The organism is Autumnicola musiva, from assembly GCF_031846585.1.
Taxonomy (GTDB): domain Bacteria; phylum Bacteroidota; class Bacteroidia; order Flavobacteriales; family Flavobacteriaceae; genus Autumnicola; species Autumnicola musiva.
The window spans coordinates 1-5,638 of the sequence record NZ_JAVRHK010000037.1; the positions used below are offsets into that span (position 1 = coordinate 1).

General features: G+C 47.2%; 2 tRNA genes and 3 rRNA genes. All 5 read right to left on the reverse strand.

Annotated elements, in window-relative coordinates:
• Positions 1 to 38: 38 nt before the first annotated feature.
• A 5S ribosomal RNA gene (gene rrf, locus RM539_RS19435) occupies positions 39 to 147 on the reverse strand.
• A gap of 200 nt (positions 148 to 347) precedes the next feature.
• Positions 348 to 3,182 (reverse strand): 23S ribosomal RNA (locus RM539_RS19440).
• 224 nt (positions 3,183 to 3,406) lie between these two features.
• Positions 3,407 to 3,480, reverse strand: a tRNA-Ala gene (locus RM539_RS19445).
• A 202-nt stretch (positions 3,481 to 3,682) separates the two neighbouring features.
• A tRNA-Ile gene (locus tag RM539_RS19450) sits at positions 3,683 to 3,756 on the reverse strand.
• 193 nt (positions 3,757 to 3,949) lie between these two features.
• Positions 3,950 to 5,471, reverse strand: a 16S ribosomal RNA gene (locus RM539_RS19455).
• The 16S, 23S and 5S rRNA genes sit together here with 2 tRNA genes alongside, the layout of an rRNA operon.
• Positions 5,472 to 5,638 lie beyond the last annotated feature (167 nt).

Sequence of the window (5,638 nt, forward strand, 5' to 3'; positions counted from 1 at the left end):
AAAAAAAGCACCTATCTTTCGATAAGTGCTTTTCAAAAACAAGGCGGTGACATACTCTCCCACAAATAGCAGTACCATCTGCGCTAACGGGCTTAACTTCTCTGTTCGGAATGGAAAGAGGTGAGCCCCGTTGCCATAACCACCTTAAACTGTTAAGCAGGTATTAGATCTATTGAGCGCGCTGCGCTGCCAGATTTCGGAACTTTTTCTAAAATCTCATATCTAATATCTCACTTATAATAAGTTGACATATTATAAGAAACAAAGAACAGGAGGTAACTCTTAAAGGTAAATTATATGCGCTTTAGCGGCTATTGCTTCCATCCCCTTTGCAGGGGATGGAGCGGTGCATCAAGCTTAACGGATTATTAGTACCACTCGGCTATGACATTACTGCCTTTACACCTATGGCCTATCAACGTGGTAGTCTTCCACGGTCCTTTAAAGAAATCTCATCTTGTGGTGGGTTTCGCGCTTATATGCTTTCAGCGCTTATCCCTTCCCAACGTAGCTACTCTGCAGTGCTCCTGGCGGAACAACAGATACACCAGAGGTTGGTCCAACTCGGTCCTCTCGTACTAGAGTCAGGTCCACTCAAATTTCTAACGCCCACTACAGATAGAGACCGAACTGTCTCACGACGTTCTGAACCCAGCTCGCGTGCCACTTTAATGGGCGAACAGCCCAACCCTTGGGACCTTCTCCAGCCCCAGGATGTGACGAGCCGACATCGAGGTGCCAAACCCCCCCGTCGATGTGAGCTCTTGGGGGAGATCAGCCTGTTATCCCCGGCGTACCTTTTATCCTTTGAGCGATGGCCCTTCCATGCGGTGCCACCGGATCACTATGCTCTACTTTCGTACCTGATCGACCTGTATGTCTCTCAGTCAAGCTCCCTTTTGCCATTGCACTCTACGCACGGTTACCAAGCGTGCTGAGGGAACCTTTAGAAGCCTCCGTTACTCTTTTGGAGGCGACCACCCCAGTCAAACTACCCACCAAGCACTGTCCTTCATTTTCAGAAGTTAGGCTTCAAACAAGTAAAGGGTGGTATTTCAACAATGACTCCACGATACCTGGCGATACCGCTTCAATGTCTCCCACCTATCCTACACATCACTTGTCCAAAGTCAATACTAAGCTATAGTAAAGGTGCACGGGGTCTTTTCGTCCCGTAGCGGGTAATCGGCATCTTCACCGATACTACAATTTCACCGAGCTCATGGCTGAGACAGTGTCCAGATCGTTGCACCATTCGTGCAGGTCGGAACTTACCCGACAAGGAATTTCGCTACCTTAGGACCGTTATAGTTACGGCCGCCGTTTACTGGGGCTTCAATTCAAAGCTTCGCTTACGCTAACTTCTCCTCTTAACCTTCCAGCACCGGGCAGGTGTCAGACCCTATACGTCATCTTTCGATTTAGCAGAGTCCTGTGTTTTTGATAAACAGTCGCCTGGACCTTTTCACTGCGGCCCACATCGCTGTGGGCGACCCTTCTCCCGAAGTTACGGGCCTATTTTGCCTAGTTCCTTAGCCATGAATCTCTCGAGCACCTTAGAATTCTCATCCCAACTACCTGTGTCGGTTTACGGTACGGGTTGCCTCCACTCGCTTTTCTTGGAAGTCGATCCTCAGGATTATCACCGCCGCCGTAGCTTTGGTGTACTATCGGGGTGTTACCACTCCCTTCAACGCACAATTCCGTCTGTGCGCACCTAATTTTCGCCTCCGTCCGCTTTAACGTGGGGCAAGTAGCAGAATATTAACTGCTTGTCCATCGACTACCCCCTTCGGGTTCGCCTTAGGACCCGACTAACCCTCAGCTGATTAGCATAGCTGAGGAAACCTTGGTCTTTCGGTGTGCGGGTTTCTCGCCCGCATTATCGTTACTTATGCCTACATTTTCTTTTGTAACCACTCCAGCATACCTCGCAGTACACCTTCAGCGTTGTTACAATGCTCCCCTACCCCTCAAGATAAATCTTGAAGCCATAGCTTCGGTAATATGTTTATGCCCGATTATTATCCATGCCGGACCGCTCGACTAGTGAGCTGTTACGCACTCTTTAAATGAATGGCTGCTTCCAAGCCAACATCCTAGCTGTCTGGGCAGTCCAACCGCGTTTCTTCAACTTAACATATATTTTGGGACCTTAGCTGATGGTCTGGGTTCTTTCCCTCTCGGACACGGACCTTAGCACCCATGCCCTCACTGATACACATCATTTTATAGCATTCGGAGTTTGTCAGGAATTGGTAGGCGGTGAAGCCCCCGCATCCAATCAGTAGCTCTACCTCTATAAAACTAATGTACCGCTGCACCTAAATGCATTTCGGGGAGTACGAGCTATTTCCGAGTTTGATTGGCCTTTCACCCCTACCCTCAGGTCATCCCAAGACTTTTCAACGTCAACGGGTTCGGTCCTCCACTATGTGTTACCACAGCTTCAACCTGCCCAAGGGTAGATCACACGGTTTCGCGTCTACCATTACCAACTATAGCGCCCTATTAAGACTCGCTTTCGCTACGGCTCCATACCTAAAGTACTTAACCTTGCTGGAAACGGTAACTCGTAGGCTCATTATGCAAAAGGCACGCCGTCACATGTAAACATGCTCCGACCGCTTGTAAGCGTATGGTTTCAGGATCTATTTCACTCCGTTATTCACGGTTCTTTTCACCTTTCCCTCACGGTACTGGTTCACTATCGGTCTCTCAGGAGTATTTAGCCTTGGCGGATGGTCCCGCCAGATTCATACAGGGTTTCCCGTGCCCCGCACTACTCAGGATACCACTATCAATAACATATTTTTACCTGTACAGGACTATCACCCTCTACGGTCATTCTTTCCAAAATGTTCCAGTTCTATATGCATCGAATATCGTGGTCCTACAACCCCAATAAGTCCGTAAACTCATTGGTTTGGGCTAATGCGCGTTCGCTCGCCGCTACTAGCGCAATCACTTTTGTTTTCTCTTCCTCCGGGTACTTAGATGTTTCAGTTCCCCGGGTTTGCCTCCTTGCGGATAATACACCTTCAGTGTACTGGGTTGCCCCATTCGGATACCTGCGGATCAATTCGTATGTGCCAATCCCCGCAGCTTTTCGCAGCTTATCACGTCCTTCGTCGCCTCTGAGAGCCTAGGCATTCCCCATACGCCCTTATTTAGCTTGTATGCTTTTTGCCTCTAATTTGCTCATACCTGGTTCCTTGCAGAACCAAATACTTAATATAATTTGCTCTTAATTATAGTTATAAAATTTAAAACTCTATAACTGTAGTTTCTCGTATTCTTTGTTTCTCAATATGTCAATGAACGTTTCTCTAGTAGTGAGTATTTAGTACAGAGTAATGAGATAAAAATCTCAATTCTCAATTCTAATATCTCAATACTAAAATTGTGGAGAATATCGGAGTCGAACCGATGACCTCCTGCGTGCAAGGCAGGCGCTCTAGCCAGCTGAGCTAATCCCCCATGTGAATTCCAAATTTAGAATTCAGAATTTAGAATTAGAATCCTTAGCTTCCAGAATTTCCTTTCAATAATTTTTAATGAACTTCGTACTTCATATTCCTACCTTCGTACTTCAAACCTCGTACTTCGTTTGTAGTCTCAGGCAGACTCCCCTCGCCTTCGCTCGGGATAAACTTCTCACTCCCTTCGCCTACTCTTCAAGTAGTCTCAGGCAGACTCGAACTGCCGACCTCTACATTATCAGTGTAGCGCTCTAACCAGCTGAGCTATGAGACTGTTTTTTTTAGATGTTAGATCTTAGATTTTAGACGTAAGACTTGTTAGTCACTCATCTCATATCTCAATTCTAATATCTCATATCTATATGATAATTAAATTGACAAGCAAAAAATCAAGACCAAAAGGACTTCTTTGAAGCTTCCCTTTAACAATTGCGCATGCTTATTATAAGTAATAAGCCTTGCTCTAGAAAGGAGGTGTTCCAGCCGCACCTTCCGGTACGGCTACCTTGTTACGACTTAGCCCCAGTTACCAGTTTTACCCTAGGCCGTCCCTTGCGGTAACGGACTTCAGGTACCCCCGGCTTCCATGGCTTGACGGGCGGTGTGTACAAGGCCCGGGAACGTATTCACCGCATCATGGCTGATATGCGATTACTAGCGATTCCAGCTTCACGTAGTCGAGTTGCAGACTACGATCCGAACTGTGATAGGGTTTGTAGATTCGCTCCTTCTCGCGAAGTGGCTGCTCTCTGTCCCTACCATTGTAGCACGTGTGTGGCCCAGGACGTAAGGGCCGTGATGATTTGACGTCATCCCCACCTTCCTCGCGGTTTGCACCGGCAGTCTTGCTAGAGTTCCCGACTTGACTCGCTGGCAACTAACAAAAGGGGTTGCGCTCGTTATAGGACTTAACCTGACACCTCACGGCACGAGCTGACGACAACCATGCAGCACCTTGTAATCTGCCCGAAGGAAAGGATGTTTCCATCCCTGTCAGACTACATTTAAGCCCTGGTAAGGTTCCTCGCGTATCATCGAATTAAACCACATGCTCCACCGCTTGTGCGGGCCCCCGTCAATTCCTTTGAGTTTCATTCTTGCGAACGTACTCCCCAGGTGGGTCACTTATCACTTTCGCTTAACCACCCAGCCCTCAATTAGGCCGGACAGCTAGTGACCATCGTTTACGGCGTAGACTACCAGGGTATCTAATCCTGTTCGCTACCTACGCTTTCGTCCATCAGCGTCAATACATTATTAGTGATCTGCCTTCGCAATCGGTATTCTATGTAATATCTATGCATTTCACCGCTACACTACATATTCTAACCACTTCATAATAATTCAAGATCTACAGTATCAATGGCAGTTCTACAGTTAAGCTGCAGACTTTCACCACTGACTTATAAATCCGCCTACGGACCCTTTAAACCCAATGATTCCGGATAACGCTTGGATCCTCCGTATTACCGCGGCTGCTGGCACGGAGTTAGCCGATCCTTATTCTTACGGTACCGTCAAACCCCTACACGTAGGGGTGGTTCTTCCCGTATAAAAGCAGTTTACAACCCATAGGGCAGTCTTCCTGCACGCGGCATGGCTGGATCAGGCTCCCGCCCATTGTCCAATATTCCTCACTGCTGCCTCCCGTAGGAGTCTGGTCCGTGTCTCAGTACCAGTGTGGGGGATCTCCCTCTCAGGACCCCTACCTATCGTTGCCATGGTATGCCGTTACCACACCATCTAGCTAATAGGACGCATACTCATCGCTTACCGTAACCTTTAATTATTAAATGATGCCATTCAATAATACCATAAGGTATTAATCCACGTTTCCATGGGCTATCCCTTAGTAAGCGGTAGATTGTATACGCGTTACGCACCCGTGCGCCACTCGTCAGCGTCCCGAAGGACCTGTTACCGTTCGACTTGCATGTGTTAAGCCTGCCGCTAGCGTTCATCCTGAGCCAGGATCAAACTCTTCATCGTTGTTTCTTATATATCTTAACAACTATTAAAAGTTTTTTCGCTCCTATTCCTAAGAACAGAAACAAAATAAAGCTCAAAAGATGACTCTTCTAGTCTTAATTCTTTGCTACTCATTTTACAGGATTACTCCCATAAAACTTCTTGTCAATTCAATATGTCAATGAACT